Genomic DNA, 25,861 nt, shown 5'->3' on the forward strand with positions numbered 1-25,861 from the left:
CCACCAGCGTCCACGGCCGCGACCAGCGTGCCCAGGCGGCGTCCAGTCGCCCGCCCAGCAACGCGGCGATGGCGAACGCGAATGCCACGGAAAAACCGACGTAGCCCATGTACAGCATCGGCGGGTGCACGATCAGCCCGATGCCCTGCAACAATGGATTGAGATCGCGTCCGTTGGGGGGCATTTGCGGCAGGACCCGCGCGAATGGATTGGACGTCAGGATCAGAAACGACAGGAAGCCGAGGCTGATCATACCCATCACCGCCAATACCCGCGCCAGCATCACTTGCGGCAAGTGTCGCGAGAACACCGACACGGCGAAGGTCCAGCCGCCCAGAATCAGCGCCCAGAGCAGCAGCGAACCTTCATGCGCGCCCCATACCGCACTGAACTTGTAATACCAGGGCAACGCGGTATTGGAGTTCTGCGCGACGTAAGCCACCGAGAAATCATCGGCCATGAAAGCGTAGGTCAGGCAACCGAAAGCAAAGATCAGGAAACTGAACTGGCCCCACGCCGCAGGACGCGCCAGGCCCATCCATAACCAATCGCCGCGCCAGGCGCCAATCAGTGGGATGACAGCCTGCACGAGGGCAAAGCACAGCGCCAGAATCATGGCCAGGTGGCCGAGTTCGGGAATCATGGATCAACCCTGTTTCGATGGGATGGAAGGCGCAGCCGGTGCGGTCTGACCGCTGTCGCGCAACGCCTTGGTCACTTCGGGCGGCATGTATTTCTCATCGTGCTTGGCCAGCACTTCATCGGCCACCACCACGCCTTGCGCATTCAATTTGCCCAGCGCGACGATGCCCTGCCCTTCGCGGAACAGGTCCGGCAGGATACCGCGATAGGTGATGGTCACCGACCGGTTGAAGTCGGTCACCACAAAACGCACATCGAGCGAATCGGCCGAGCGTTCCAACGAGCCTTTCTCGACCATTCCGCCAGCCCGAATGCGGGTCTCGAGCGGCGCCTCGCCATTGGCAATCTGGGTCGGGGTGTAGAACAGGTTGATGTTTTCCTGCAGCGCGCTGAGGGCCAGCGTCAGGGCCAGGCCAAACCCGGCCAGCAAGGCGACGATAATCAGCAGACGCTTTCTGCGCAACGGGTTCACGTGCGCTTCTCCCGACGCACCCGACGCGCCTCTTGTTGCAGATAACGGCGCCGCGCGAGCATCGGCAACGCCACGTTGACCAGCATCACCAGCACGAACAGGCCGTAGGCCGACCAGACGAAAGCCCCGTGACGGCCCATGGCCAGAAAGTCGCTGAACGATTCGAAGCTCACAGGGCACGCTCCGACGATTGAGGGGCCTGACCGAGGCTGCGCAGGACCTCAGCCCTGACCCACTGGCTGCGCGTTTCGCGCCTGAGCACCTCGAGGCGCATGCGCATCAGCAGTACAGCGCCAAAAAAGCAGTAGAAACCCAATGAGGTCAGCAGCAGCGGCAGCCACATCTCGGCGGGCATGGCCGGTTTTTCGGTCAGGCTAAACGTGGCGCCTTGATGAAGCGTATTCCACCATTCGACCGAGTATTTGATGATCGGAATGTTCACCACGCCGACAATCGCCAGCACCGCGCAGGCCTTGCCCGCGCTGTCGCGATTGCCGATGGCATTACCCAGCGCGATCAGGCCGAAATACAGGAACAGCAGAATCAGCATCGAGGTCAGTCGCGCATCCCAGACCCACCATGCGCCCCAGGTCGGTTTGCCCCAGATCGCACCGGTGGCCAGCGCCAGCGCGGTCATCCAGGCACCGACAGGAGCGGCCGATTGCAGCGCGACGTCGGCCAGCTTGATCTTCCACACCAGCCCGATCACGCCACAGATCGCCAGCATGACGTAACACGACTGAGCCAGCATCGCAGCGGGTACGTGGATGTAGATGATGCGAAAGCTGTTGCCCTGCTGGTAATCCGGCGGCGCGAATGCCAGCCCCCAGACCACGCCGATGCCGATCAGCAACACCGCCGCGACGCTCAGCCACGGCAACAGCCGCGCGCTCAGGCCATAAAAGACCTTGGGCGAGCCGAGCCGGTGCAGCCAGGCCCAATTCATCGTGCTTTTGAGTGAATCGCTTTTCATCACGGTGCATCCAGGGCTTTACCGGGCACCTGACAGGCAGGCCCCGGAACCTCAATTATTCGCCGACACTGATCTTCAGGCCAGCCGCTATTGCAAAGGGTGTCAGGGTAACCGCAAGCGCCGTCAGGCTGCCCAGCCACAACAGATAGCCGGTCGTGGGCAAGCCTTGCAGAGCGGCCTGCAAAGCGCCACTGCCCAGAATCAGGACCGGGATGTATAACGGCAGAATCAGCAATGCCAGCAACAGGCCGCCACGTTTCAATCCGACGGTCAGGGCAGCGCCCACTGCGCCCAACAGGCTCAGGACGGGAGTGCCCAGCAGCAGCGACCCCATCAGCACTGGCAGGCAGTTGCCGGGCAGGCCGAGCATCAGCGCCAGCACGGGTGCCAGCAGAACCAGCACCAGTCCGGAAAAAACCCAGTGTGCCAGTACCTTGACCAATACCAGAAGAGCCAGAGGGTGCGGCGAAAGGACCCACTGTTCCAGCGATCCGTCTTCGAAATCGCTGCGAAACAGCCCGTCCAGCGAGAGCAGGACCGACAACAGCGCCGCCACCCAGACCAGGCCTGGCGACAAGGTTTGCAACAATTGCGTCTCAGGCCCGACGGCCAACGGGAACAACGCGACCACGATCGCGAAAAATACCGCCGGGTTGACCAGCTCTGCCGGGCGGCGTGCCAGCAAGCGGGCCTCACGCAACAGCAACGGGCCGAAAACGTGACTCATACTGCGCGGCTTCCCAGGTCCAGTTGGCGAAAGCCTGCCGGCGTATGGCTCAGTGGATGGTGAGTGGTCAGCACCACCGCACCACCGCGCTCGCACTGTGCAGCCAGATGCTGCTCCAATTGTTCGACACCTTGCGGATCGAGCGCGGTGAACGGTTCATCGAGGATCCAGACCGGCGGCCCCGGCAGGTAAAGACGGGCCAGCGCGACCCGCCGTTGTTGTCCGGCCGAGAGGGTATGACACGATACGTCCTCGAAACCGGCCAGACCGACCGCCTCGAGCGCCTGATCGAGCATGGCTCGGTCGGCAATGCCGTGCAGCGCGCACAGCCACGCCAGGTTCTCCAGCGGCGTCAGCAATTCCTTGAGCCCCGACGTATGACCGATCCACAGCAATTGCCGCGCCTGCTGTTGATTCACGCCCCGCCCATTGATCAGCACCTGGCCCGCGGTCGGCAGCATCAGACCGCATAACAAGCGCAACAGGCTGGTCTTGCCGCTGCCATTTGGACCACTTACCAGCAGCATGTCGCCTGCCCGCAGACTGAGCTCGATGCCTTCGAACAGCACGCGGCCATCACGCTCGCAGGTCAGCGCATTCGTTTGCACAAGTGGGGTCACAGCAGTCATCGAGCGCTTCCAGTGTCGCGTTGTCTCGAAATGCGCCAGTTACAGCACAAACGGAGGAAAGGGCAGTTCAAGTCGAGCATGGGGCGGCCGTTATATGAAAGGAACTTAATGACGGCCAGACCGCTTTGGGTCGGTATTATACATACGAGTCCTGACCCCCTAGGGCAATTTCCTCAGGTCGAATATTCAATGACAGGTGACATCACCAGCGTTCCCGCTGCGGCCCAGACGACTGCACTGCTGCGCGCCACTATTTCTCAGGCACAGGTCCTGACGCTGCTGCAAGCCATGCCGACGCTGATCCCCGAAGGCCAGACCGCAGACGCCGAAGTCTTGACCCTCAAGCAGGTCAATCAGGACTTTCAGTTACTACTCAAACTGATTTTGAGCAATGGCACCCAGACCAACCTGCCGGTCAGCAGCAGCGTGCCGTTCACCCCCGGCAGCCTGTTACAGGTGTCGCAAGCCTCTCCCAACGAACTGACGCTGACGCTGCAGCAACTCAATAGCGCGCTGAAAAACTCGCTGACCAGCATCGACACGGAAAAACTGCCGGTCGGCACCCTGCTGCAGGGCAAGGTCGTCACCACGCAAATCATGGCCCAGGCCGTCAGCCAACTGACCGCCACACTGTCGAACAGCGCAACCCCCGCGCCCGCGACCTACCGCTCGGTGGTGATGCTGCTCAATACCGCGCTCGCCGGTTCAAGCCTGACCATCGACAGCCCGCAACCGCTGAAGATCGGCAGCCTGCTCAGTGCTCAGGTGCAAGGCAACCAGGCATTGAATTTCGTCGCCCTGCCCGCTCGCTTCGATCAATTGGCAGTGGCGCAGCAACTGGCCACCCAGCAGAGCCGTCAGGGTTCGCTGGAAAACCTGATCAATACCCTGCAGAACCTGCCGCGCAACAGCCCGGCGATCAGCCCCCCGTTGCAGGCCAGCATCGACCAGTTGCTGGCCGATATTCCCGACGTCGAACAGATGACTTCACCCAGAACCGTGGCCCAGGCCTTCAGCGCCAGCGGACTGTTTCTGGAAGCCAGGCTTCAGGCAGGCATGAATCCGATGCAGGTGCCGGACATGAAGGCCAACCTGATGCGGCTGATCGCGCAGATCCTGCCGGGTTTGCCGGACAATACGTCCTACAACGCAGCCGCAGCGGCCAACACCCTGGCAAGGGTCATGCCCAACGCCATTCGCAATGCGCTGGGCACCCTGGGCCTGGTGGCGGCGCGGACCCAGCCGAGTGTCTTCCCGCTGCCCCCGCGTTCGGTCGGCAGCGGCGAGAAAGAGGACGATCTGGAAATTCTGCTCAAGCTCGCCGCCGCCGCCGTTTCCCGCGTGCAGAGCCATCAACTGGGCGGGCTGGATCAGACCCGTACCAACGCCGATGGCACGCAGGTCACCACCTGGCAGTTGGAGGTGCCGATGCGTAACGCTCACGACATCGTGCCTCTGCAGGTGAAGGTGCAACGCGAAGACAAACCGGACGATGAAACCACTGACGACCGACCTGACGTTGAGATTCAGGAAACCCGGGAAAAGCTCTGGAAAGTCGATCTGGCCTTCGACCTTGAACCCCTCGGCCCGATGCAGGTGCATGCCCAGTTGCTGCGTGGCACGCTGTCCAGTCAGCTATGGGCCGAACGCCCGGACAGCGCCGCGCTGATCGGTCAGGAACTCGGTCATTTGCGCGAGCGGCTGATTGCCTGCGGCCTGGCCGTCGGTGAACTGGCCTGCAACCACGGCGCGCCACCCCAGGGTCCGCGAACGGCCCTTGAACAACGCTGGATTGACGAGAACGCCTGATGACACAGACTGACGACACGCCACGCCAGGCCATTGCGCTCAGTTACGACGGCCAGCGCGCCCCGACCCTGAGTGCCAAGGGTGACGACCAGTTGGCCGAAGCCATCCTGGAGATCGCCCGCGAATACGAAGTACCGATCTACGAAAACGCCGAGCTGGTGAAGCTGCTGGCGCGCCTGGAACTGGGCGACAGCATTCCCGAGCCGCTGTACCGCACCATCGCCGAAATCATCGCCTTCGCCTGGCACCTGAAAGGCAAATTCCCGGCCGGTCAGGACCCTGACGCGCCACCGGTCGAGCGGGATATCACCCCACGCCGATAAGCGCCTTCCAGTCGACGCTGTCGCCTGTCCCTCTGGTTCTGAATGCCGCTACAGAGCGATGGGTTTGCGCCCGGCGAACGAATGCGCCAGCGTGCCGCCATCGACCAGGTCCAACTCGCCGCCCAGCGGCACGCCATGGGCGATGCGCGAGGCGATCAGACCTTTCTGATTGAGCAACTGGGCGATGTAATGCGCGGTGGCCTCGCCTTCGACGGTGGGGTTGGTAGCGAGGATGACTTCAGTGAAGGTGCCCTGCTGGTCGATGCGCTCCAGCAGTTGCGGGATGCCGATGGCTTCCGGGCCCAGCCCGTCGAGCGGCGACAGGTGCCCCTTGAGCACGAAGTAACGGCCGCGATAGCCGGTCTGCTCCACGGCATAGACATCGGTCGGACCTTCGACCACGCACAGCAGCGTGTCGTCTCGACGCGGATCGGCGCACTGGGGGCAGAGTTCTTCCTCGGTGAGCGTGCGGCATGAGCGACAGTGACCGACGCCTTCCATCGCCTGGCTCAACGCCTGCGCCAGCCGCGAACCGCCGCTGCGATCACGCTCCAGCAACTGCAACGCCATACGCTGCGCGGTTTTCTGACCGACGCCCGGCAGTACGCGGAAGGCATCGATCAACTGGCGAATCAGGGGGCTGAAGCTCATGAAGAAAAATCCGACAAAAACACAAGACGCGGTTTATACCCGCGCGTTGCCGCCAGCGTCAATTAAGGCTTGCCGCACCGCGACCAACAGCAGCCCGTTCAAAACCTGTCCTAAGGCCTCTTGAGGTCATCGATCTTGATCATGCCTTCAACGCGCTTTCCAGAAACGCCATCAGCGCCTGCACCCTTGCGCTGCGTTGCCTGCGCACCGGCACCAGCAGGTTGATGGGCGCACTGGTCAGTTGCCAGTCGGCGAGCACGCGCACCAGAGTGCCGCTGGCGATGGCCTCGCTGACGTCCCATTGCGAACGCAGCACGATCCCCAGCCCCTGCTCGGCCCAACGGCGGGCGACACAGCCATCATTACTCAACAGCGCCGGCTCAATACGCAGGGTCTTTTTCGCCGCGCCCTTGCTCATGTGCCAGAGCGTGACGTCTTCATCGTTTTCCCGAATACAGATGCAGCGATGATCAGCCAGTTCGTCAGGCGACAACGGAGTGCCGTGCTGCTCCATGTAACCGGGACTGGCGCACAGCCAGCGGTTGTTGTGCGCAAGCGGGCGGGCGATCCACAAGCTGTCGTTGAGGCCACCGATATGAATCACCGCATCGCTGTCGTGCCGGTCCGGCCATGGCGTTTCACGCAGGTCCAGGTGCAGGCGCAACTGCGGGTGCAGCCGGGCAAAACGTGCCAGCAACGGCGCAATGCGCTGACGTCCGTAGCCAAAGGGCGCCGCCAGCCTGAGTGTGCCGACCAGACGCTCGTCACGCTGCCTGAATGACTCGGGCAACGCTTCCAGTTGCTCCAGCACCTGCGCGGCCTCCCGGGCGAAGCGCTCGCCGTCGGCGGTCAGACTCAAGCGACGGGCATCCCGATTGGCCAGGGTGATACCCAATTGCGCCTCCAGCTTGCGCAGGCGCATCGACAGCGCAGGCGGCGACACATTGAGAGCCCGGGCAGCCGCACTCAGCGACTCGCAGCGCGCCAGCGTCACGGCCAGACGTAAATCTTCAATGGCAATCATTCAGTTCTGCTTAAGGATTGATGACAGCCGATTGAACCACAGGTTAAACATCCGCGAGTAGAGTCGCCTCGTACCCCGCCACGCGAGCATTGTCCATGTCAGCTTCTCTGATACCCACCGCCCTGTCCTCTCTCGACACGCCTGTCGCCCTGATCGATGTGCCGCGCATGCAAGGCAATATCCAGCGCATGCAACACCGCATGAACCGGCTCGGCGTGCGTTTGCGCCCGCATGTGAAGACCAGCAAATCGCTGCCGGTGATTCAAGCCCAACTGGCTGCCGGTGCCAGTGGCGTGACGGTCTCGACCCTCAAGGAAGCCGGGCATTGTTTTGCCAACGGGATCGACGACGTGTTCTACGCCGTGGCCATGGCGCCCGGCAAACTGAAACAGGCGCTGGCGCTGCGGCGCAAGGGTTGCCGTTTGAGCATCCTGACCGACAGCCTGGCGGCGGCGCAGAGCATCGTTGCGTTCGGCCAACAGCACGACGAGCGCTTCGAGGTATGGATCGAGATCGACTGCGACGGCCATCGATCCGGCCTCGCGACCCGGGACGCAGTGCTTGTCGAGGTGGCCCGCGTATTGATCGAGGGCGGCATGCAGTTGCGCGGCGTGATGACCCACGCAGGCTCCAGCTACGACCTGGATACACCGCAGGCGCTGCAGGCCATCGCCGAGCAGGAACGGCGGCTTTGCGTCGAGGCGGCCGAGCGGATCCGCAACGCCGGATTGCCATGCCCCGAGGTCAGCATCGGCTCTACGCCCACCGCGCTGTCGGTGCAAAGTCTGAAAGGTGTGACCGAAGTCAGGGCCGGGGTCTACGTGTTCTTCGATCTGGTGATGCACAATATTGGTGTCTGCGCCGCCGACGAGCTGGCCCTGAGCGTGCTGACCACGGTCATCGGTCATCAGCAGGACAAGGGCTGGATCATCGTCGATGCCGGTTGGATGGCCATGAGTCGTGATCGCGGCACACAGCGTCAGCGCAAGGATTTCGGCTACGGCCAGGTCTGCACCGAAACCGGCGACTGGATCGACGGCGCACGGGTCACCGGTGCCAATCAGGAACACGGCATCATCACCCTGGCAGACGAAGACACTCACGACATTACTGCGCGCTTCCCCATCGGCAGCCGCCTGCGCATCCTGCCCAATCATGCCTGCGCCACGGGTGCGCAGTTTCCTGACTATCATGCACTGGATGCCGAAGGCCAGGTGCACATCTGGAGTCGCTTGCATGGCTGGTGATATCGAGCTGATACAGACGCCTCATGCCGCAGCGCCCGGCGGCCATTATTCCCAAGCCGTGCTGCATCAAGGCGTGCTGCATGTCTCGGGACAGCTGCCGGTGCGCGCCGATGGCAGCCACAGTGTGAATGCGCCATTCGAGGTTCAGGCCGCGATTGCGCTGGACAACCTGATGGCCATCCTTGCCGCTGCCGGATGCCACGCAGACGACCTGCTGAAAGTCACGGTCTATGTCGCAGGCGTCAGGCACTGGCCTGCCTTCGACCGGATTTACTCGGGTTATCTGGGCAGTCATCGTCCGGCCCGCGCCGTCGTGCCGGTGCCGGAGCTGCATCACGGCTACCTGATCGAGATCGAAGCGCTCGCCCGCACATCGCCATAGCGGCTTCACTGCCGCTCTTCAATGACATGACCGCCGGGTGGACATACCCGCTACCCGCGTGTCATCGACGCGGCCGAGCGAAGAAACCGGCTGTGTGCGCTTAGCGGGCTGCATACAGCAGATTATTCTTTGCAGCCCGGAAGATCGGCGCTTTTTATCCAGATCGCTTTGTTAGCTTATTGATATGAAACGGATTGGCCTGACAGCACTGCACAGCCGCCGTGCCTTTTTTATCGCTCCAGGGAGCCCGCTGGATGACCACACACTCGTTGAACAGCCATCGCGTCGATCCGCAGACCGCACAGCAGTTTTACATCGACGGGCGCTGGTGTCCGCCGCTCGACCCGGCGACCCTGCCCGTGATCAATCCAGCCACCGAAGAAGTGGTGGCCCATGTCGCCAGCGGCTCGGCAGCGGACGTCGACCGGGCCGTTGCTGCGGCGCGTGCCGCCTTTCCCGGCTGGTGCGCTACGTCAGCGCAGACCCGCGCCGAGGTGATCGGCCGGATCCATGAACTGATCATCGAACGCAAGGAGGATCTGGCCCAGGCCCTCTCGCTGGAAATGGGCGCTTCCATCAGCTCGGCGCGGGCCATGCAGGTGCCGCTCGCTGCCGAGCACGTTCGGGTTGCACGGGATTTGCTGTCCACCTATCGCTTCCAGACAGTCGAAGGCAGCACCGCCATCCAGCGCGAGGCCATTGGCGTCTGCGGCCTCATCACACCGTGGAACTGGCCGCTTTACCAGATCACCGCGAAAGTTGCGCCCGCGATTGCCGCAGGCTGCACGGTAGTGCTCAAGCCCAGCGAGCTGTCGCCCCTGAGTGCGCTGCTGTTCGCCCAACTGGTACACGATGCGGGCCTGCCTGCCGGGGTGTTCAATCTGGTCAACGGCAGCGGCCCGGACGTGGGCGGTGCGATGGCTGCGCACCCTGACATCGACATGATTTCAATCACCGGCTCCAACCGCGCAGGCGCGCTGGTGGCCCAAGCGGCGGCACCGACCGTGAAACGCGTGACGCAGGAACTGGGCGGCAAATCCCCCAACGTGCTGCTGCCTGACGCGGACTTTGCCAAGGCCGTGCCGCTGGGCGTCATGGCGGCGTTTCGCAACGTCGGCCAGTCATGCAGCGCGCCGACCCGCATGATCGTGCCGAGAAACCGGCTGGCCGACGTCGAAGTCCTTGCTGCCGAAACCGCCAACGCGATCATCGTCGGCGACCCGCAATCGGAGCACAGCGTGCTCGGACCGATAGCCAACCAGGCCCAGTACAATCGTGTGCAGGTCATGATTGAAGCCGGTCTGAGCGAAGGCGCGAAACTGATCTGCGGCGGCCCGGGACGCGTCGAAGGTCATGAGAAAGGCTACTACGCACGCCCTACGGTGTTTTCCGAAGTAGACGCTTCGATGCGTATCGCTCAAGAGGAAATCTTCGGCCCGGTGCTGTGCCTGATTGCCTACGACAGCGTGGATGAAGCCGTCGCCATCGCCAACGACACTGTCTACGGGTTGGGCGCGCATGTGCAAGGCGAGGATCTGCAGCGGGCGCGCGCCGTGGCCTCGCGGATCCGCGCCGGGCAAGTACACCTCAATTACCCGGCATGGAACCCGATGGCACCGTTCGGTGGCTATAAGCGCTCCGGCAATGGTCGGGAATATGGCGTGCAGGGTTTCGAGGAATACCTGGAGACCAAGGCGATCGTTGGCTTCGGCGCGGACTGAGGTCTGTCACGCAAAAAAATGCCAGGCACTGAGCCTGGCATGGGCACTCGCAACAGCAACCGTCAGAACGGCAGCTTCATGCCTGGCGGCAGTTGCATGCCGGCGGTCATGGAAGCGGTCTTTTCCTGACTGGCCTGTTCGATCTTGCGCACGGCGTCGTTGACGGCAGCAGCGATCAGGTCTTCCAGCACTTCCTTGTCTTCCTGCATCAGGCTGTCGTCCAGATTGATGCGCTTGACGTCATGACGACCGGTCATGACGACGCTCACCAGGCATGCGCCCGATTGACCGGTCACTTCCGCGTTGGCCAGTTCTTCCTGCATCTTGGCCATTTTTTCCTGCATTTGCTGCGCCTGCTTCATCAGGCCAGCCATGCCACCTTTCATCATGGGGTATCTCCTCGAATATGGATGGTTCGTTTGCGCAGCGCCATCAACGCTGCGCCATCAGTTAATGAGTCTGCGCCGCGGGAGCGTCCACGGGCTTGATCGTATCCTCTCGAATCATCGCGCCAAACTGTTGCAGCATCTGCTGGATGAACGGATCGGCATGAATCGAGGCTTCGGCCTGACGCTGGCGCTCGGCGCGCAGACGCGACGCAGCCTGGGCAGGTGTTTCCTGTTCGGGCTTGATCAGCTCGATAGACAGATTGATCGTACGGCCCAGGAACTGGTTCAACGCATCGTTCAGGCGACGCTGCTGAGTCGCGTTGAACAGTGCGCTGTGCGCAGGGTCCAGGTGCAGCAGCCAGTTGTCGCCCTCCTTGCCCATCAACGTGCAGTTGGCGGCGATGCTGCCGGTCATGCCCGAGATCGGCAGACCCGGAAACATTTCCAGCCATTCCAGCGCCAGACCGGTTGCAGGCATGGCGGCCGGTGTCGGCTCAGGCTCGACCGGCTCGGCCTCACTGACGCTCTCATGCGCCAGTTCATCCAGATAGCTGTAGGACGCCGGATCGATGTCGATGTCCGGTTCCACATAATCGTCGTCCGGCGGTGGCTCGTCATCGCGACCTGTCGGCGCTGACAGGTACGCCGCGTCCGGGATGGCTTCGAGCATACCCGGCGTGACCGCCTGTTCGGCGACCGGCTGCGGCTGCTCCGCTGCCTGCCCGGCCGGGGCTTGCTCTTCGACCTGCGGCGCGTCCGGCACCGGGCTGGCGGGCGCAGGCGTCGGCATCGGAGTCAGATCGGGTTGCTCACCCAGGGTTTCCAGAACCGGCTCGGCCACTGGCGCTTCGACCGGCTGCACGACCGGGTTTGGCGCGGCTTCGGCAACGGCCGCCTTGGGCTCGTTCCAGGGAAGATCGATCTCTTCGGCAGGCGCGGTCGGCTCAGGCTCAGGCTCAGGTTTGACCGGCGCTGCCTTGACCGGCTCGGGTGCCGGGACAATTGCCTCGAAAGCAGGGTCAGGTGCTGCCATCACGGGCGGGGTCGACGCCGATGCAACAGGTGTCACATCGGCCACTGCCTGGCGGGAATCAACCGTGGCCTGGCTGATCCCCACTGGCTTTAACGGTTGCCTCGGCGCGTCCTCGCTGTCGGCAGGCCGAAACGCCAGCATGCGCAGCAGGACCATCTCGAAACCGCCTCTAGGGTCCGGCGCCAACGGCAGATCACGACGGCCGATCAGGCCCATCTGGTAATAGAACTGCACATCTTCGGCAGGCAGCGCCTGCGCCAGGGCGAGCACACGATCGCGGTCGCCGTGACCGTTGTCGACGCCCTCAGGCAGCGCTTGGGCAATGGCCACGCGGTGCAGCACGTTGAGGATTTCCGAAAGCACGCCGTTCCAGTCCGGGCCCTGCTCGGCCAGATGGCGCACGGCTTCGAGCACGCCACGGGCGTCGCCCTCCAGTAATGCGGTCAACACGTCGAACACCTGACCATGATCCAGCGTGCCGAGCATGGCACGCACATCGGTGGCCATGACCTTACCTTCACCGAAGGCAATCGCCTGGTCGGTCAGGCTCATCGCGTCACGCATCGAACCGTCGGCAGCCCGGCCCAGCAACCACAGCGCATCGTCTTCGAACGGCACATTCTCGACGCCCAGCACGTGAGTCAGGTGTTCGACCACACGCTCGGGCGTCATGTTTTTCAGCGAGAACTGCAGGCAGCGCGACAGGATGGTCGCGGGCAGTTTCTGCGGGTCGGTGGTCGCGAGGATGAACTTGACGTAGGGCGGCGGCTCTTCGAGCGTCTTGAGCAAGGCGTTGAACGAGTGGCTGGAGAGCATGTGCACTTCGTCGATCAGGTAGACCTTGAAGCGACCGCGGCTCGGCGCGTATTGAACGTTGTCCAACAGCTCACGGGTGTCTTCGACCTTGGTGCGGCTCGCGGCGTCGATCTCGATCAGATCGACGAAGCGGCCTTCGTCGATCTCCATGCACACCGAACAGGTGCCGCACGGCGTCGAGGTGATGCCGGTCTCGCAGTTCAGGCACTTGGCGATGATGCGCGCGATGGTGGTCTTGCCGACACCGCGTGTGCCGGTGAACAGATAGGCGTGATGCAGGCGCTGGCTGTCCAGCGCGTTGATCAGGGCCTTCAGCACATGTGTCTGGCCGACCATTTCGCGGAACGAGCGCGGACGCCATTTACGTGCAAGAACCTGATAACTCATTGAAAACCGTCGCGACTGGTAAGCTGAAGACCGCCAATCCTAGCCGAGCAGGGACAAAATTGCATCTGGTGTCCTGCTTATTGTGGGCTGGCGACGCATTTCAGTGTCATGTCATGCAGTTGTGCACGCGATTTGCCAATCCGGCTGTAGCAATACCGTCACATTGCCTCGCTACGCTCGCCTGCAATCTTTAGTAACACATTTATTCAGGCAGGTATCATCGATGACTGACAGACCCGACGACGATTCCCAAACCAACCCCAGCCGTCGTCGCTTTCTGGGCGGCATGGCAGCGCTGGGCGCGGGCGTCACGCTCAGCAGCTACGTCAGCGCCGGCGAGCAGCCGCCTGCCGCTGCCGCGCAATACCTGACCGGCACGGCACTGGACAAGGCGTTGCGCGACAACATCAAGACTGTCGTGGTGATTTACGCGGAGAACCGCAGCTTCAACAACCTGTTCGGCGATTTTCCCGGCGTGGAAAAACCGCTGTCGGCGCTCAAGCCCGGTGACTATCAACAGCGCGATCGCGATGGCAGCCTGCTGAGCCAGTTGCCGCCCGCCTGGGGTGGTGTGCTGCAGGTCGGACCGCAGACGGTGGACGGCATAACCTACCCGGCAGGCGTGCAGTTTCAGGAAAACCTGCCCAATGCGCCCTTCCCGCTCAAAGGACCGAATCATGAAGACCTACCACTGAACCTGGTGACCCGCGACTTGTGGCACGTTTTCTACCAGAACCAAATGCAGATCAACGATGGCAAGAATGACCGTTTCGTGGCCTGGGCCGACGCCGGCGGCTTGACGATGGGCCATTATGCGCAAACGCAGTATTCGCTGCGTCTGTGGGACGTGGCGAAAGAGTTCGTGCTTTGCGACAACTTCTTTCAGGGCGCTTTCGGCGGCTCGTTCCTCAATCACCAATACCTGATTTCAGCGACGGCACCGGTCTATCCCGACGCGGCCAACTCACCCGCCAAATCGCAGATCGCCACACTGCAAAGCGACAACCCGGAAGATCCACGCCTCAAACCGCTGGAGAAATCCCCCGCCAGCGCCATGGAAGGACCACCGCAGTTCGGTCCCAGCGCAATCACCCCGGATGGTTACGCGGTCAACACCCTGGCCCCGCCTTACTGGCCGACCTGGCTGCGCGATCCACAGAACCCCGATTACTCCAAACCGGACCTGGCCAACGTACTGGTGCCGCAGCGTCACGAGCACATCGGCGACAAGCTGTCGAAGAAAGACATCGACTGGGCCTGGTACGCCGGTGCCTGGCAAGTCACGCTGGATGAGTTCAAGGACTCTACCGGCATCCCGAAAATCCCCAACTTCCAGTACCACCATCAGCCCTTCAATTATTTCCAGCAACAAGGCCCGCAGAACCCGGCCGAACGCAAGCGCAGGCTGCGTGATGGCGGGCTGGGTGACGAGTCGAGTACCAATCGGTTCCTGGCGGACGCCGAAGCGGGCAAGCTGCCTGCTGTAACCTTCTACAAGCCTCAGGGCAACCTCAACATGCACGCCGGCTACGCGGATGTGGCCGCCGGTGATCGGCACATCGACCGGGTGGTCAAGGTGCTGCGCAACAGCCCGCAGTGGGAAAACATGGTGATTGTGATCACCATGGACGAAAACGGCGGCTGGTGGGACCACGTTGCACCCCCTAAAGGCGACCGATTCGGCCCCGGCACGCGGATTCCCGCGCTGGTCATCTCACCCTTCGCCCGCAAAGGCACGGTAGACCATACCGTTTATGACACCGCGTCGATCCTGCGCCTGATTACCCGCGTTCACGGTCTGGAAAAACTCGATGGCCTGAAGCGCCGCGATGACGCGATGATCGCCCGCGGGCAACAGCCCATGGGCGACCTGACCAACGCACTGCAATTCACCACTCACCACAAAGCCTGAGCCGGGTGTCAGGCCTGTGCATTGTCCATTTCCAGAGCCGCCGATCGAGAGGCTCTGGACTCTGGCAGTGACGCCACATAGACCGTGCGCGACGGAAAGGCAAAGCGCACGTCCATGTCGGCAAACGCCTCCATGATGTCCAGATTGATCGCCTGCTGCACATCCATGTAAACGTTGTAACTGGGGTCGAGAACGATGTAGACCGTCTCGAACTCCAGCGAGGTTTCACCGAAGCTGCGGAAATGCGAACGGTCGAAACGTGCATTCTTTTGCCCGCGAATGATCTCCTCGACCTTTTTCGGCACTTCCCGCACTTGATCCGCAGAGCAGTCATAGGTCAGCCTGAAATCGAAAACGATGCGACGCTCCTGCAGTCGCTTGTAGTTCTGAATGGTGCTGCCGATCATGTCGGCGTTGGCCATCACGATCTGCTCGCCGCCCAGACTGCGGATGCGCGTGGTCTTGAGGCCTACATGCTCGACCGTACCGGACAGCGCGCCGACTACGATGAAATCACCAATCTCGAACGGCTTGTCAACGGCAATCGACAGCGAGGCGAACACATCACCCAGGATGTTCTGCACCGCCAGCGCCACCGCAATACCGCCCACACCGAGGCTCGCCACGAACGCGGTGATGTTGACCCCGACGTTGGACAGCATCGCCATCAACACCGTGGCCCACAGCAACACCTTCGCGCCCCACAGACTCAAGGTCGCCAGGGCGCTGCCCTGAAAGGTGCTGGTGGTGCTATGGCGGGCGAAATAGCGGTAGAGCGCCAGCGCAATTGCCCGATTCGCCCATAGTCCGACCTGCAAGGCCGCGACCACGAACCATAAGCTGCTGACACGCCCGAGCCAGCGCTCCGGCAAGTCGAGCATACCCACTCCGATCAGCAGCGATGCGAGCAGTATCAGCGTATTGCTGGTGCCGGATAACACCTCAACCGCGATGTAACTCAAGTGCGCATTGGGCGCGGTCGAGCGCGTCCGGATCTTGCGCAACAGAAAACCGATTGCCCCCCGGACCAGCACGAAGCTCAGCGTCGACGCGACGATGGCCAGAATCCAGTTGGCCAGCGATATCCCCAAAAATTGCGAGTCTGTGAAAAAGACGATGATGTCATGTTCCATTCGGTCCTCCGGCTGCACTGCTGCGAGACGCCCGACCGAAAAGCCTTTGACACCCGCAGCGACTTGATATGCCCCTTGCCGTAACACGGTTCCAAGCGACGCGTAGAGGTTTAGGTGGCCATGATCGCCTGGCGTTCAGTGTAATTGTCGTTCATTCATCCTATTCAGCGGGCTGGCCGACAATTTGCAAAAGATGAACTAAGGATTGGCACAGGCGTGCCGATAACACCCCGCATTCCGTAATAACAGGCTGTCCAGACGTGAGTCTTTTTAGAACACTTTCAATCGTTTACGCACCAATAACGCTCTTATTGACTGCATGTGCACGGATTGTCGGACGAACAGACAATCCTTCAATACATTGCATATCCGCTTGCACTTGGCTGAACACGCTATTTGAGCGCTCCCATTACGCACGCAGTAACAACCTGAACTAATCAGCCACGTACGGCCACACAGAATGGACTCGATCATGCTTTCGGTTTCGTCGACGCTCTCCAGCTTTTTGCACACGCATCAGATAGACAAAGCGACTTTCCACTTCAACCAGCCCCCCTCCGCCGAGTTGCTCGACTCGGTTGCACGCTGGTTCGAACAACCCAAGACCCAATCCCGCAAACGTATCAGCGGCCCCCTGCTGGCAGGCAATACCCGACTGTTCGCCAAATCCCAGCTGCTGGAGAGTCTCAAATCGCGCCTGCGCGTGACGCTCGGTCGCCAGACCGCCGACGGCCGCTACGACTGGGCCGTCGAAGAACTGCACAATACGCTCGCCGCCAGCCAGCGTGGCATTCCATCGCCGTCCATCATTGGCTTCGGCTACAGACGCCGCGGTCTCGGACTGGTGCAGGAAACACTGCTGCTGACCGAACTGCTAGACGGTTACGCTGATGGCCAGGACTGGCTGGAGCAGAACCCGGAACGCGTTCAGTGGTTCGTCGAACAGGCCCTTCAACTGCTGCACGGCAGTAATGTCAAGGGTATTTACCACATGGACTTTTCTGCATTGAACATCATGCTCGACGAGACTAACGCCGAGCCGATGAAAGTGATCGACATGGAGAACTGCTTTGTCGGCCCTACTTTTTACCAGGCCGAAACTCTGGCCTTTCAAACCGGCTTTCTGTATCGCCGTGGCCTGTACAAGTTCATCACCGAAGCCGATTACGACCAGCTGGTTTATCACACCCTGAACATCGAACACCTGGAAACGGGCAGTTTCGAGGCGCTGTATGATATGTGCAAACACGAGACGATCGGACGCAAGGAACGGCGCAAAATTTTTCTCGAGGGTAAATTGACGTCCAACTAAGCATCCAGTACATGAGCGTCGATAATCCAGGGAACGGATATCGGCCGATGCGAAACAGCACAGGACTGAACGCTGGATGACTGCTTGTGGAGTTCTGAATTGGAAACTGCGTCGAGAACCGACAGGATTCGTTAAGGTGGTGCCCCCACCAGCCACACCCCGGCACACAATGTTCCCGCTATGGCTGCTTCCTTCCGGATCTGACCAGGTTCACGGGTAATCGTTGCGGGGGGACCGATGGGGTCACCATAACAACACTCACCAGTTGGCGAGCCGCGCCATTGTACCGGTCTGGAGCGAGTTTACAACCACTGATTTGGATAAAAATTTCGATCAGACTCAAGCACTTGTGTCACGGGGGCTGACGTGATGCCTGTTGGTGTCGGGCCGGGCTGCAAACGCTGGAATCGAAACGGATTGATCCTGTACCCTCTTGCTCTTCAATAATAATCAGCCGCCAGGTTGCGCATGCAGACTCGATTGGTCAGCTACGAAGAACTCACCCCCACCCAGTGTCAGCAGCTCGAAGCGCTGCAAATCGCGCCGGAACAGATCCAGTTTTCGGGCGATATCCATACCGCGCTCAATACATTGCTGGTCAACCCCAACAGCAATATCGCCGGCTTCGTGCTGCTGATCGACGAGCAGCCCAAAGGCTTTTTCATGCTCAAGCGTGGGGATTGCCTGCCGCACTGGGCGCTGGAACCTGCGACCGCAACCCTGCATGCGCTGCAGATCGATCATCGCGAACAGGGTAAAGGGTTGGGCAAAGCCTGTTTGAAGGCGCTGCCAGCGGCATTGCGCTTGAAGTGGCCGGACATCGAGCAACTGATGCTGTCGGTTGACGCGGACAACGCTGCGGCCATTGGGCTGTATGTCGGTCAGGGCTGGATCGACACCGGCGAAGCCTATCGCGGACGGATAGGCTTCGAACGGCGTCTGGTGCTTAAGCTGTAACGAAGGTCGCTTACTGCGCCTGCAACACCTCATCCGCTTTACCACCGGCATCCTGTATCACCAGGTGGATGAAGTGGAGTTTGGCGATGACCGCTGGCGGCAACACGAACGGATAGAAATCCGGCTGGCCCATGCTGCGCGACAGCTCGTTGAGCATGCCAGCCAGCTCGATCCAGGCGTTGACGAACGACAGAAACGCCGGGCCGCCCGGATGCTGCGGGTCGAACAACGTTTCGAGCGGAAACGGCTGGTAGTCGAGTTCCATGTCGCGGGCGCTCATGCCAAAACCCAGCGCGGTGTCGACCGCATCCATCATGTGCAGGTAGTGCGCCCAGGTCTCGGCCCAGTCTTCCCATGGGTGCATGGTGGCGTAGGCGCTGACGAAGCTTTCCTGCCAGTTGTCGGGCGCACCGTTCTTGTAGTGGTGATCCAGCGCATCGGCGTAGCTGGCGCGCTCATCGCCGAACAGATTGCGGTAGCTTTCCTGCCAATAAGTATTGGCAATCAGCCGATCCCAATAGTAGTGGCCCACTTCGTGACGGAAGTGGCCGAGCAAGGTGCGATAGGGTTCGTGCATCTTCACCCGGATCGCTTCGCGGTGCGCGTCGTCAGCCTCTTCGATGTTCAACGTGATCAGGCCATTGGCATGACCGGTGGTTGGCAGCTTGCCTTCCAGATCGACGCCGACGAAATCGAACGCCAGCCCGGCCTCTTCATCCACCGTTTTGGGGATAACCTGCAAGCCCAGCGAAATCAGCTGCGCGACGAGACGCCGTTTGGCGGTTTCAACCTTGCGCCAGCGCTCACCATTTTCCGGGATGGACAGGTCCGGAATGGTCCGGTTCAGACTGCAGGCGACGCAGAAATCACCGGTGTTATGCGCAGGAAACAACCAGTTGCAGGCCGCTGGTGTGTCGAGGTTGGCACAACGCCGGTAAACACCAGCCTCCGGCTCACCGCTCAAGCGCCAGGTGGTGGGCTCAGGCCCCGGCTCCAGAGCCGCAATCCGGCCCTGTTCCGGCAGGTAACCCAGCGCTGCCGAGCAAGCCAGGCATTGGGTATTGGGGAAAAACACCGACTGTCCGCACTGACACTGCCAGACTTTACTGTTGCGTTTGGTCTCACCGACGAAGGGCGCGGTGATGCGTGAACTCAATTGCTCGAAAAAGCGATACATGGCGATCTCCCGTGGGCCTTGCATGGACTAGATCATGCCGGAGCTTCAGGGGTTCAAAATATTATCGAGCCAGACGAATGAACGCGAAAAGCGGCGGTTTTGCGGGCCAAAACGGTGCTTGTCGTCGTGCATGAAGCCCGAACCCGATCGTGCTCCTTGCAAGAGACACGATCAGCGTCATGGGAGGTTCAAGCTCTTCCAGGAGACAACGGAGATCAATCCACCGCCACGCCCAATTCGCCGAGACGCGTCAGCAGCGCGTCTTCATCGAGCACTGTCAGGCCCAGTTCATTGGCCTTGGTCAGCTTTGATCCGGCACCAGGGCCAGCCACTACCGTATGGGTCTTGGCCGAGACCGAGCCGGAGACCTTGGCACCGAGGCTTTCGAGCTTTTCCTTGGCGACGTCACGGCTCATGCGCTCCAGCGAGCCGGTCAGCACCCACGTCTGCCCGGCCAGCGGCAGGCCTTCGACAACCTTCTTCTCGCTGCGCCAGTGCATGCCGAACGCCTTGAGCTGCGTCTCGATGGCACGTGCGCGCTCGGCGTTGGCGGCATCATCGAAGAACTCACGCACCGCTTTGGCCTGTTTCTCGGGCAGCGCCTGGCGCATGTCCAGCCAGTCGGCGCTGATGACATTGTCCAGCGTGCCGAATTTGTCGGCCAGCTTCTGCGCAGCACCCGGCCCGACCGAGGGCACGTGCAGTTTGTCGATCAGCCCGCCCAACGTGGTGCTGGCGGCGAACTCGGCGCCCAGCTCGCCCTGATCCTGCAGCTCAAGCCCGCACTCGCCCAGCAACGCGTCGATCACGTTGCGGTTGTGTTCGTCTTCGAAGAAGCTATGAATCTCGTGCGCGACCTCCAGGCCGATGTCCGGCAGGTACGTCAGCACTTCCGGCAGAGCCTGCTTGACCCGTTCGAGCGAGGCCAGCGACCGCCCCAACACCTTGGCGGTTTCCTCGCCGACATCCGGAATACCCAGTGCATAGATGAAACGCGCCAGGGTTGGCTTTCTGCTGTCAGCGATGGCCTTGAGCAGCTTTTCACTGGATATTTTGGCGAAGCCCTCCAGATCGATGATCTGCTCGTACTCGAGTTTGTACAGGTCGGCAGGCGAACCGATCAGCTTTTCGTCGACCAGTTGCTCAATGGTCTTGTCGCCAAGCCCCTCGATGTCCATGGCACGACGCGACACATAGTGAATGATCGCCTGCTTGAGCTGCGCGCCACAGGCCAGACGCCCTACGCAACGGTACACCGCGCCTTCACTGACGGTTTCCTTGCCCTTGCTGCGCTTGATCAACTGGGTACGCTCGACATGCGAACCACACACCGGACAGGTCTTAGGAACCTCGACCGGCCGGGCGTCAGCAGGGCGGCGCTCCATCACTACTTGCACCACTTGCGGGATGACATCACCGGCCCGGCGGATGATCACGGTGTCACCGATCATCAACCCCAGACGCGCCACTTCGTCCATGTTGTGCAGGGTTGCATTGGCAACCGTGACGCCAGCCACCTTGACCGGCTTCAAACGGGCAACCGGGGTGACCGCGCCGGTGCGGCCGACCTGGAACTCGACGTCCAGCAGCTCGGTCAGCTCTTCCATCGCCGGGAATTTGTGGGCAATCGCCCAGCGCGGCTCACGGGCGCGAAAGCCCAGCTCGCGCTGATCGGCCAGGCGGTTGACCTTGAACACCACGCCGTCGATCTCATAACTCAGCGACAGGCGCCGCTCACCGATAGCGTGATAGTAGGCCAGGCATTCCTCGATGCCGTCGGCAAGCTTCAACTCGCGACTGACCGGCATGCCCCACTCTTTCAGCTGGTTCAGCACGCCAACATGAGTATCGGCCACCTCGGCGGACACCTGACCCAACCCGTAGCAGCAGAACTCCAGCGGACGGTTGGCAGTAATCTTCGAATCCAGCTGACGCAGACTGCCCGCCGCCGCGTTACGCGGGTTGGCGAACGTCTTGCCGCCGACTTCCAGCTGACTGGCGTTGAGCCGTTCGAAACCGGCCTTGGACATGAACACTTCACCGCGGACCTCAAGCACCTCAGGCCAGCCGGTGCCATGCAGCTTGAGCGGAATGTTGCGCACGGTGCGCACGTTGACACTGATGTCTTCACCGGTGGTGCCATCACCCCGCGTGGCGCCGCGTACCAGAGCACCATCGCGATACAGCAGGCTGACCGCCAGACCGTCGAGCTTGGGCTCGCAACTGTACTGAACCTTGCGGCTGCCTTCGGGCAGATCCAGCCCTTCGGTGACACGACGATCGAACTCGTGCATGTCATGTTCTTCGAATGCGTTGCCCAGGCTGAGCATCGGCATTTCATGACGCACCTGGGTGAAGGCCGACAATGCCGCGCTGCCGACTCGCTGCGTGGGCGAATCAGGCGTGACCAGATGCGGATTCTCGGCTTCCAGCGCCTTGAGCTCGTGGAACAGGCGGTCGTACTCGACATCGGGAATGCTCGGCTCGTCCAGCACGTGATAGCGATAGTTGTGCTGATCCAGCTCTGCGCGCAGTTCCAGGATTCGGGTTTCGACAGCCTTCATACGGTGTTCTCTCAAAAAGCAAAAGAGCAGCCTGGGCTGCTCGATCGGATGGTTCTGTTGTATCGATGCCCGGCCCTTGCAGAACAGGCCGTTCGACAAGGGCTGGCAAACAAGCCTCAGCCGCGACGCTGAGTCAGTGCACGACGCTCGAATTCAACGATGCGCTGACGGTAGTGCTCAATGGTTTGCGCGGTCATGACGCTGCGCTGATCATCCTTGAGCTCGCCGTCCAGTTCATGCGCCAGCTTGCGTGCAGCGGCGACCATCACGTCGAACGCCTGCTTGGGATGACGAGGGCCCGGCAGGCCAAGGAAGAAGCTCACGGCACGGGTGCTGAAATGGTCGATGTCGTCCAGATCGAAGATACCCGGCTTGACCGCGTTCGCCATGGAGAACAGCACTTCGCCATTGCCCGCCATGCTTTCGTGACGGTGGAAAATGTCCATTTCGCCGAAACGCAGGCCGCTTTCCAGAATGTTCTGCAACAGCGCAGGGCCCTTGAAGCCGCCTTCGCTGCGGGAGATCACGCTGATGACCAGCACTTCCTCGACCGGAGGCAGATCCTTGTCTTCAGTGATGCGCTGCGCCGGCTTGTCATCCGGGAAGTCATCGTCACGACCGGTGAACAGGCTCGGACCGTCCAGATTCAGGTCACCCTGATGCGGCTCACCCTTGCGTTTCCGGTCGGCCTTGTCACTGTTGCCGCGCTTGCTCTCACGGACGTTCTCGCGCACGTTGTCACGCGGACTGGCGCTCATGGACGGCAGGTCCTGCTCGTCCAGTTGCGGCTCTTTGTGAGTGTCCAGCACACGGGGCGGCCCCAGCACTTCGGCCGAGGAAGGTTCCTCGTCGTCGGGAAGGTTGGAGAAGCTCCGATCAAGCCTGAATTTCAATTTCCCCTTGCCGCCGCGCATACGGCGCCAGCCATCGAAGAGAATACCGGCAATGACAATTATGCCGATGACGATCAGCCACTCGCGCAGACCGATTTCCATGTAATCCAGTGCCTCTAATGAAGAATTCTGAAAATAAGGGCCTAAACCCCTTTAATACGTGGAGCCAAGTCTATGTTCTGACTGGCATTTTGCCCACGAAAAAATAAAAAGTGGTCCCTAAACTAGCACGACCAAAGGTAACTTTACACCGTCTGTTACACCTCTTTGGTGAGCAAACTGATATCTACCGCACGACCGTCACATTTTCAGGCATTTCGGCCTCCATTTGCGGGACGTTCCGGACACTTTGGGCTAGGCATCCACCAACGCCATCGCCTCCTCGACATCCACCGCAACCAGTCGTGAACAGCCCGGTTCGTGCATGGTCACACCCATCAACTGATCAGCCATTTCCATGGCGATCTTGTTGTGGGTGATATAGATGAACTGCACGGTCTGCGACATCTCCTTCACCAGCCGCGCGTATCGCCCGACGTTGGCATCATCCAGCGGCGCATCGACTTCGTCGAGCATGCAGAACGGTGCCGGATTGAGTTTGAAAATGGCAAAAACCAATGCCAGTGCAGTCAGTGCCTTTTCCCCACCGGACAGCAAATGAATCGTGCTGTTTTTCTTGCCGGGAGGGCGCGCCATGATTGTCACCCCTGTATCGAGTAAATCTTCGCCCGTCAGTTCCAAATAAGCTGAGCCACCACCGAAAACTTTTGGGAAAAGTGCCTGAATTCCGCTATTTATCTGATCGAAGGTATCTTTGAAGCGATTGCGCGTTTCCTTGTCGATCTTGCGGATGACGTTCTCAAGGGTCTCGAGCGCCTCCACCAGATCGGCGTCCTGCGCATCCAGATAACGCTTGCGCTCGGATTGCTGCTGATATTCGTCGATGGCCGCGAGGTTGATCGCGCCCAGCCGCTGAATGCGCCCGGCGATACTTTCCAGTTGCTGCTCGGCGGCCTGCTCACTGGCCTCAGGCGTCAAGGTGGCAAGCACGCCGTGCAGGTCGTAACCGTCCTCATGCAGTTGATCCTGCAACGCCTTGCGGCGCACGGTCAGCGCCTGCCATTCCAGTCGCTGCTGCTCGAGCTGGCCGCGCAGCAACTGCGATTGCTGCTCGGCCTGAGTGCGGCGCTTTTCAGCGTCACGCAGTTCGCGATCGGCGTCTTCCAGCGCGTTCTTGGCGATGCGCATTTCGTCATCGACCACCATGCGCCGCTCGAGCAGCTCTTCAAGCTTGAGGCGCAACTCTTCGAGCGGCGCTTCGCCCTCCTCTAGGTTCAAGCTCAACTGCTCGCGCTTTTCCGTCAGGCGCTCGGACTGCATCTGCAATCGCTCCAGCGCCTGACGCGTCGAGTCATGCTGCGCCTTCAGCGAACCCAGACGCACGGCCAGTTGATGACTGCGATCCTTATGCAAGCGCGCTTCCTGACGCACGCGATCAAGACGTTCGCGCAGACTGTCACGCTGGGCCTGCAGCACTTCGCGCTGTTCGGTGTCCTGCGCCATGGCGTCCAGCGCGTCCTGCAGTTCCAGACGCGATTCGCCCAGTTGCTCATGCTCGACGGCACGCTGTTCGCCCAGCTCTGCCAGTTCGTCGTCCAGACGCGTGCGGCGCAGGGTCAATTGCTCGACCTTGGCTTTGGCGGCCGACAACTGCGCCTTGAGTTCACTTTGCTGACGGGTCTCGTCCTGCACCCGGCGGCGCAATTGCTCGCGGGCTTCTTCCTGCTGCGATTGCTCTTCACGCAAGCGCAGCAACTGGTCTTCCAGCGTGACCAGGGTCGCTTCACGCTCGTCGCGCTCAAGCCCCAGTCGCTGTAACTCCTGACCACGCGCCAGCACCCCGCTCTGCGCTTCGCTGGCACGTCGCACACGGAGAAAATGACGCGATACCCAGTAACCATCGCGACTGATCAGGCTCTGGCCCGTCGCCAGCTGAGCGCGACGAGCCAGCGCCTCGTCCAGATCGTTGACTGGAATCACCTGCCCCAGCCAGGCGGACAGATCAGTATCGCTTTCGACCTTATCGAGCAGACTGCCCGGCACACGCCGGGTGTCGGCCGCTGCACTCAACAGACGCAGATCGCCCTGCTGGAAGTTCGCTACATCCAGGCCGTCGAAATCATCGACCAGCACTGCCTGCAGATCGGCACCCAGCACGGTTTCAACCGCCAGCTCCCAGCCCGCTTCGACCGTGAGGCTTTCCGCCAGACGCGGCCGCTGATCCAGTTGCTGATCACGCAGCCATTCGGCGGTGCCGGTGTCGGGATCCAGGGCCGCCTGCTGCAAGGCCTCCAGAGAGGCCAGCCGACCATTGAGGCGTTGCAACTCGCCTTGAGCCTGCTGCTGATCCTGACCGGCCCGCTGCAGCGCTTCGCGCAATTGCTCGATGCGCCCCACCGACTGTTCTTCGCCCATGTGCAGCTCTTCGAGGGTCATGTCACGCGTGGCGAGGTCCTCGCGCAATTCCAGAATGGCCGCGTCTTCAGGGGCGGCCGCCAGCAACTGACGCTCCTCGCCGAGACGGCGCTGGCGCTCTGCCAGCCGCTCCATGCTCTGCTCTAACTGCTGGATGCGTGACTGCTGGACCTGGGCCTGACGCTGCGGCTCAGCGGACTGCTGATTGAACAC

The 25,861-nt window shown here is 61.3% G+C and carries 23 protein-coding genes and 1 other RNA gene; 8 read left to right on the plus strand and 16 right to left on the minus strand.

What is annotated here, in order from left to right:
* From ccsA to ccmA, 6 genes are all read right to left on the minus strand, one after another.
* A partial coding sequence (gene ccsA / locus BZK31_RS10505; RefSeq protein WP_167377921.1) for a cytochrome c biogenesis protein CcsA occupies window positions 1-643 on the minus strand: 643 nt, incomplete at its 3' end.
* Window positions 644-646: 3 nt separating this feature from the next.
* Window positions 647-1,114, minus strand: coding sequence for a cytochrome c maturation protein CcmE (gene ccmE, locus BZK31_RS10510; protein ID WP_083182602.1), 468 nt, complete (start codon window positions 1,112-1,114; stop codon window positions 647-649).
* Window positions 1,111-1,287 carry a heme exporter protein CcmD gene (gene ccmD, locus BZK31_RS10515; protein ID WP_083182603.1) on the minus strand — a complete coding sequence of 59 codons (177 nt, stop codon included), beginning with the start codon at window positions 1,285-1,287 and terminating at the stop codon, window positions 1,111-1,113. Before ccmD ends, ccmE begins: the two co-directional genes overlap by 4 nt.
* Window positions 1,284-2,087: a heme ABC transporter permease gene (locus BZK31_RS10520; protein WP_083182604.1), complete on the minus strand. Its 804-nt coding sequence runs from the start codon at window positions 2,085-2,087 to the stop codon at window positions 1,284-1,286. Before BZK31_RS10520 ends, ccmD begins: the two co-directional genes overlap by 4 nt.
* Window positions 2,088-2,142: 55 nt before the next feature.
* Window positions 2,143-2,814 (minus strand): heme exporter protein CcmB, encoded by a 672-nt coding sequence (ccmB, locus tag BZK31_RS10525; RefSeq protein ID WP_083182605.1) that lies wholly within the window; start codon window positions 2,812-2,814, stop codon window positions 2,143-2,145.
* Window positions 2,811-3,443: a cytochrome c biogenesis heme-transporting ATPase CcmA gene (gene ccmA / locus BZK31_RS10530; RefSeq protein WP_083182606.1), complete on the minus strand. Its 633-nt coding sequence runs from the start codon at window positions 3,441-3,443 to the stop codon at window positions 2,811-2,813. The genes ccmB and ccmA overlap by 4 nt, the downstream gene beginning before the upstream one ends.
* Window positions 3,444-3,632: 189 nt before the next feature.
* Between ccmA and fliK the strand changes: the two genes are divergently transcribed.
* Window positions 3,633-5,252 (plus strand): flagellar hook-length control protein FliK, encoded by a 1,620-nt coding sequence (gene fliK / locus BZK31_RS10535; RefSeq protein ID WP_083182607.1) that lies wholly within the window; start codon window positions 3,633-3,635, stop codon window positions 5,250-5,252.
* Complete coding sequence (locus BZK31_RS10540; RefSeq protein ID WP_083182608.1) at window positions 5,252-5,575, plus strand: EscU/YscU/HrcU family type III secretion system export apparatus switch protein; 324 nt, start codon at window positions 5,252-5,254, stop codon at window positions 5,573-5,575. The genes fliK and BZK31_RS10540 overlap by 1 nt, the downstream gene beginning before the upstream one ends.
* Window positions 5,576-5,623: 48 nt before the next feature.
* On the opposite strand, the gene recR is transcribed toward BZK31_RS10540, so the two are convergent.
* Together recR and BZK31_RS10550 are read right to left on the minus strand one after the other, a co-directional pair.
* Window positions 5,624-6,226, minus strand: coding sequence for a recombination mediator RecR (recR, locus tag BZK31_RS10545; RefSeq protein WP_083182609.1), 603 nt, complete (start codon window positions 6,224-6,226; stop codon window positions 5,624-5,626).
* Between the two features lie 139 nt (window positions 6,227-6,365).
* Window positions 6,366-7,250, minus strand: coding sequence for a LysR family transcriptional regulator (locus BZK31_RS10550; RefSeq protein WP_083182610.1), 885 nt, complete (start codon window positions 7,248-7,250; stop codon window positions 6,366-6,368).
* Between the two features lie 110 nt (window positions 7,251-7,360).
* On the opposite strand from BZK31_RS10550, the gene BZK31_RS10555 reads away from it, so the two are divergent.
* The 3 genes from BZK31_RS10555 to BZK31_RS10565 all read left to right on the plus strand — a co-directional run bounded on the left by BZK31_RS10555 (window position 7,361) and on the right by BZK31_RS10565 (window position 10,600).
* On the plus strand, window positions 7,361-8,497 hold the full coding sequence (locus BZK31_RS10555) for a DSD1 family PLP-dependent enzyme (RefSeq protein WP_167377922.1): 1,137 nt from the start codon (window positions 7,361-7,363) through the stop codon (window positions 8,495-8,497).
* A complete protein-coding gene (locus BZK31_RS10560) occupies window positions 8,487-8,879 on the plus strand; it encodes a RidA family protein (RefSeq protein WP_083182612.1) in 393 nt (130 codons plus the stop codon). The genes BZK31_RS10555 and BZK31_RS10560 overlap by 11 nt, the downstream gene beginning before the upstream one ends.
* 254 nt (window positions 8,880-9,133) lie before the next feature.
* Complete coding sequence (locus tag BZK31_RS10565) at window positions 9,134-10,600, plus strand: aldehyde dehydrogenase family protein (protein WP_083182613.1); 1,467 nt, start codon at window positions 9,134-9,136, stop codon at window positions 10,598-10,600.
* Between the two features lie 62 nt (window positions 10,601-10,662).
* Here BZK31_RS10565 and BZK31_RS10570 read toward each other — a convergent pair whose 3' ends face one another.
* Together BZK31_RS10570 and dnaX are read right to left on the minus strand one after the other, a co-directional pair.
* Entirely contained in the window at window positions 10,663-10,989 is a 327-nt protein-coding gene (locus BZK31_RS10570) for a YbaB/EbfC family nucleoid-associated protein (RefSeq protein WP_083182614.1), read from the minus strand.
* A gap of 61 nt (window positions 10,990-11,050) precedes the next feature.
* On the minus strand, window positions 11,051-13,225 hold the full coding sequence (gene dnaX, locus BZK31_RS10575; RefSeq protein ID WP_083182615.1) for a DNA polymerase III subunit gamma/tau: 2,175 nt from the start codon (window positions 13,223-13,225) through the stop codon (window positions 11,051-11,053).
* Window positions 13,226-13,448: 223 nt separating this feature from the next.
* Here dnaX and BZK31_RS10580 point away from each other — a divergent pair, with 223 nt between their 5' ends.
* The gene (locus BZK31_RS10580) at window positions 13,449-15,137 is read left to right on the plus strand and encodes an acid phosphatase (RefSeq protein WP_083182616.1); all 1,689 of its coding nucleotides are present in this window, start codon (window positions 13,449-13,451) and stop codon (window positions 15,135-15,137) included.
* 8 nt (window positions 15,138-15,145) lie between these two features.
* On the opposite strand, the gene BZK31_RS10585 is transcribed toward BZK31_RS10580, so the two are convergent.
* Complete coding sequence (locus BZK31_RS10585) at window positions 15,146-16,270, minus strand: mechanosensitive ion channel family protein (protein ID WP_083182617.1); 1,125 nt, start codon at window positions 16,268-16,270, stop codon at window positions 15,146-15,148.
* A 472-nt stretch (window positions 16,271-16,742) separates the two neighbouring features.
* Here BZK31_RS10585 and BZK31_RS10590 point away from each other — a divergent pair, with 472 nt between their 5' ends.
* On the plus strand, window positions 16,743-17,582 hold the full coding sequence (locus tag BZK31_RS10590) for a lipopolysaccharide kinase InaA family protein (RefSeq protein WP_083182618.1): 840 nt from the start codon (window positions 16,743-16,745) through the stop codon (window positions 17,580-17,582).
* A gap of 143 nt (window positions 17,583-17,725) precedes the next feature.
* On the opposite strand, the gene ffs is transcribed toward BZK31_RS10590, so the two are convergent.
* Window positions 17,726-17,822, minus strand: an RNA gene (ffs, locus tag BZK31_RS10595) — signal recognition particle sRNA small type.
* Window positions 17,823-18,050: 228 nt separating this feature from the next.
* Between ffs and BZK31_RS10600 the strand changes: the two genes are divergently transcribed.
* Window positions 18,051-18,539 carry a GNAT family N-acetyltransferase gene (locus tag BZK31_RS10600; RefSeq protein WP_083182619.1) on the plus strand — a complete coding sequence of 163 codons (489 nt, stop codon included), beginning with the start codon at window positions 18,051-18,053 and terminating at the stop codon, window positions 18,537-18,539.
* A gap of 10 nt (window positions 18,540-18,549) precedes the next feature.
* Here BZK31_RS10600 and BZK31_RS10605 read toward each other — a convergent pair whose 3' ends face one another.
* From BZK31_RS10605 to smc, 4 genes are all read right to left on the minus strand, one after another.
* On the minus strand, window positions 18,550-19,716 hold the full coding sequence (locus BZK31_RS10605) for a zinc-binding metallopeptidase family protein (RefSeq protein ID WP_083182623.1): 1,167 nt from the start codon (window positions 19,714-19,716) through the stop codon (window positions 18,550-18,552).
* 215 nt (window positions 19,717-19,931) lie between these two features.
* Window positions 19,932-22,280 (minus strand): NAD-dependent DNA ligase LigA, encoded by a 2,349-nt coding sequence (gene ligA, locus BZK31_RS10610; protein ID WP_083182620.1) that lies wholly within the window; start codon window positions 22,278-22,280, stop codon window positions 19,932-19,934.
* A gap of 116 nt (window positions 22,281-22,396) precedes the next feature.
* Window positions 22,397-23,275 (minus strand): cell division protein ZipA, encoded by an 879-nt coding sequence (gene zipA / locus BZK31_RS10615; protein ID WP_083182621.1) that lies wholly within the window; start codon window positions 23,273-23,275, stop codon window positions 22,397-22,399.
* 252 nt (window positions 23,276-23,527) lie between these two features.
* A partial coding sequence (smc, locus tag BZK31_RS10620) for a chromosome segregation protein SMC (RefSeq protein WP_083182622.1) occupies window positions 23,528-25,861 on the minus strand: 2,334 nt, incomplete at its 5' end.

The organism is Pseudomonas floridensis, from assembly GCF_002087235.1.
In the GTDB taxonomy this organism is placed as follows: domain Bacteria; phylum Pseudomonadota; class Gammaproteobacteria; order Pseudomonadales; family Pseudomonadaceae; genus Aquipseudomonas; species Aquipseudomonas floridensis.

What these genes read in the sequence shown, in the direction of transcription:
- BZK31_RS10520 (WP_083182604.1), bottom strand. Translation starts at nt 2,087, where the DNA reads ATGAAAAGCGATTCACTCAAAAGCACGATGAATTGGGCCTGGCTGCAC.
- ccmB (WP_083182605.1), bottom strand. Translation starts at nt 2,814, where the DNA reads ATGAGTCACGTTTTCGGCCCGTTGCTGTTGCGTGAGGCCCGCTTGCTG.
- ccmA (WP_083182606.1), bottom strand. Translation starts at nt 3,443, where the DNA reads ATGACTGCTGTGACCCCACTTGTGCAAACGAATGCGCTGACCTGCGAG.
- fliK (WP_083182607.1), top strand. Translation starts at nt 3,633, where the DNA reads ATGACAGGTGACATCACCAGCGTTCCCGCTGCGGCCCAGACGACTGCA.
- BZK31_RS10540 (WP_083182608.1), top strand. Translation starts at nt 5,252, where the DNA reads ATGACACAGACTGACGACACGCCACGCCAGGCCATTGCGCTCAGTTAC.
- recR (WP_083182609.1), bottom strand. Translation starts at nt 6,226, where the DNA reads ATGAGCTTCAGCCCCCTGATTCGCCAGTTGATCGATGCCTTCCGCGTA.
- BZK31_RS10550 (WP_083182610.1), bottom strand. Translation starts at nt 7,250, where the DNA reads ATGATTGCCATTGAAGATTTACGTCTGGCCGTGACGCTGGCGCGCTGC.
- BZK31_RS10560 (WP_083182612.1), top strand. Translation starts at nt 8,487, where the DNA reads ATGGCTGGTGATATCGAGCTGATACAGACGCCTCATGCCGCAGCGCCC.
- BZK31_RS10565 (WP_083182613.1), top strand. Translation starts at nt 9,134, where the DNA reads ATGACCACACACTCGTTGAACAGCCATCGCGTCGATCCGCAGACCGCA.
- BZK31_RS10570 (WP_083182614.1), bottom strand. Translation starts at nt 10,989, where the DNA reads ATGATGAAAGGTGGCATGGCTGGCCTGATGAAGCAGGCGCAGCAAATG.
- dnaX (WP_083182615.1), bottom strand. Translation starts at nt 13,225, where the DNA reads ATGAGTTATCAGGTTCTTGCACGTAAATGGCGTCCGCGCTCGTTCCGC.
- BZK31_RS10580 (WP_083182616.1), top strand. Translation starts at nt 13,449, where the DNA reads ATGACTGACAGACCCGACGACGATTCCCAAACCAACCCCAGCCGTCGT.
- BZK31_RS10585 (WP_083182617.1), bottom strand. Translation starts at nt 16,270, where the DNA reads ATGGAACATGACATCATCGTCTTTTTCACAGACTCGCAATTTTTGGGG.
- BZK31_RS10590 (WP_083182618.1), top strand. Translation starts at nt 16,743, where the DNA reads ATGCTTTCGGTTTCGTCGACGCTCTCCAGCTTTTTGCACACGCATCAG.
- BZK31_RS10600 (WP_083182619.1), top strand. Translation starts at nt 18,051, where the DNA reads ATGCAGACTCGATTGGTCAGCTACGAAGAACTCACCCCCACCCAGTGT.
- BZK31_RS10605 (WP_083182623.1), bottom strand. Translation starts at nt 19,716, where the DNA reads ATGTATCGCTTTTTCGAGCAATTGAGTTCACGCATCACCGCGCCCTTC.
- ligA (WP_083182620.1), bottom strand. Translation starts at nt 22,280, where the DNA reads ATGAAGGCTGTCGAAACCCGAATCCTGGAACTGCGCGCAGAGCTGGAT.
- zipA (WP_083182621.1), bottom strand. Translation starts at nt 23,275, where the DNA reads ATGGAAATCGGTCTGCGCGAGTGGCTGATCGTCATCGGCATAATTGTC.